Annotated in this window: 3 protein-coding genes; all 3 read right to left on the bottom strand. The window is 41.6% G+C overall.

The genetic code is table 11. The annotated features are described in order from the left end of the window. On the bottom strand, positions 1-643 hold a 643-nt coding region (locus WHS63_RS13175), incomplete at its 3' end, for a carboxypeptidase-like regulatory domain-containing protein (protein WP_445205518.1). Between the two features lie 107 nt (positions 644-750). Next, positions 751-1176 carry a hypothetical protein gene (locus WHS63_RS13170; protein WP_445205517.1) on the bottom strand — a complete coding sequence of 142 codons (426 nt, stop codon included), beginning with the start codon at positions 1174-1176 and terminating at the stop codon, positions 751-753. Positions 1177-1426: 250 nt separating this feature from the next. Then, positions 1427-2203, bottom strand: a 777-nt coding sequence (locus tag WHS63_RS13165; RefSeq protein ID WP_445205516.1) for a nucleoside recognition domain-containing protein, incomplete at its 5' end; no start/stop codon positions are given.

Raw genomic sequence — 2203 nt, 5'->3', positions numbered from 1 at the left:
AAGCAGTTCCTTTGGAAACCTGAATGGATTCCATCCATGGGCCGGGAACGTAACTCAATCCAAAGGTTGAGGCAAGTCCTCGCATGGTAGGGATGTTCTCGTATTGCATTTGGGTATAAATGCCCGCCAATCCTAGCAATTGTATTTGTTTTGCCCCTGTAATGGCATCACTGTACGATACGTCAATCGAGGCGTTGGTTTCAAAGCTTTCCGAAAGGTTGCAGCATGCGGCTCGGGTCAATTCTCCCGATGTAATAACCTGTGTTTGAATTGGATTCAACTGCTGGAAGAAGGTGTTTCCCCTGTCAGCTTTTACGGTTACAGCCTCAATGCTTAATGCTGATTTCAGAACATGCCTAAGCGGGAAACTCCTACCTGATACTTCAATCGTATCGGTTTTATAGCCGACATAGCTAATGGTAAGTTTTTTACTGTTAGCAGGTTGAAGCATGAAGAACCCTTTTGCATCGGTTGTTGTACCTATTTGGCTGTTAAGCCAAATAATAGTAGCACCCTGCAATGGTATGCTATCTCCCTTGTCGTTAAGTTCAAATACATATCCGCTTATGCTCAAGTTTTGGGCTATTAGGTCAGATATTCCTAAAAGACCTAAAAGCATTAGTAATGTTACTATTCTTTTCATTTTATTCCCCACTGTTAGTGATTTGTAAAAGGTTAATAAATAGCATCTAATTCAAATGCTAAAAGTAAACTAACCTGTTCGCTGGCCAATTTGTGGCTCAGTGAACTCTATAACAGGTGGGCTATTTTGAGCTGATGATGATCAATGCAGATTTTTTTACCCGTTGGTTTGGGTGGGGCTTTTCCCCAGTTGGGTTCATTAACCGAACTAAGGTTTTGTATGGGTTGATTTAATTCATTGTATTCGCTTAATGCCAGGTGATTTGGAATCGGTTGATTGCTCTCAACCTTTTGTAGGCCAGTAAAGTTATCGGTTTTAACCTTTAACACCTCGTTCCAGCATCCACACGATTTGCCTGCAACTTTTACTGTTTCGATGAAAGAAACTTTGCAGCTTCCTGCTTCACAGCTACTGTGTGAGTGATTGCAGCCTGTTTGAGTAAAAACAGATACCTGAATTTTGCCCTCGCATTGGCAGTGATGAATGAAAAGGTTTAACCCACTAACCGACAGAAGCACTAGTGCCGATAACATTATGGATAATATTTTTTGGGCTAACCTTTTCATTTAAACAACCAAATTGTATAAGCAAAACAAACAAATTACCGAATTGTTTGGCTACCCTTTGGGTTGATTTATATTTTTAATAGCACATGATCCCGATGAGCAACCTGCGCACTTACCGGTACTTATACGTTTAGGATTAAAAATTTGGTACACACTGTAACCAAAGTATCCCAAAGCACCTAAAATTATAAGGTAAACAGCTATTTCCTGTATCATATCAACCTACAATTAAATTTCCCACTTGATAAACCACAAAGGCTAATATCCATGCAAGCGATGTGGTGAATATAATGGTAAAAATTGCCCATTTCCATGAACCCGATTCATTTTTTATCGCCGAAATAACTGCCACACAGGGGAAGTAAACCAGAATGAAGATAAGGAAAGCAAGTGCTGTGACCTTGGTGAAAACCACTTTGCCTGTCAACATGCCGGATTGGTGTGTTTCGTTACGAAGTTTTTGGGCAAGACCGGCACTATCGGAATCGGGATCGGTTTGGTATAGCACTCCCAGGGTGCTGACTACAATCTCTTTGGCTGCCACCCCCGACAGTAAGCTTACCCCCATTTTCCAGTCGAATCCCAGTGGGCGTATGGCCGGTTCAATGAACTTACCTATACGCCCAAGATACGAATTGGATTGCCTCTCGGCTTCCATTTCCAACCTTTTTTGATGGATAGCACGGTTTAGGCTATCGACGGTTGGTTGCGGAAGATTTGCACTGGCGATTTGTTGGGTTATTAGTTCTATTTCTGCATTATAGTCCTTTGAGTAGTTTACATTACGGGGATAGTAACCCAATGCCCAAACAAATATTACAGCTACAAGAATTACACCCCCCATTTTTTTTAAGTATTGCGATCCTTTATGCCACATATGTATTAGGGTTGAACGGAGCGTTGGCATACGGTAGGGCGGAAGTTCCATTACAAAGGGCAAATCCTCCGCTTTGAAAATGGTTTTCTTGAATGCTAGGGCTGTTCCAATGGCAAG

The organism is Tenuifilum sp. (assembly GCF_037481895.1).
Lineage (GTDB): Bacteria > Bacteroidota > Bacteroidia > Bacteroidales > Tenuifilaceae > Tenuifilum > Tenuifilum osseticum.
This window is presented reverse-complemented; position numbering and strand designations above follow the sequence as displayed.

Bases quoted from the DNA above. Each gene is read 5' to 3' on its own strand.
- WHS63_RS13170 (WP_445205517.1), bottom strand. From the start codon at position 1,176: ATGTTATCGGCACTAGTGCTTCTGTCGGTTAGTGGGTTAAACCTTTTC.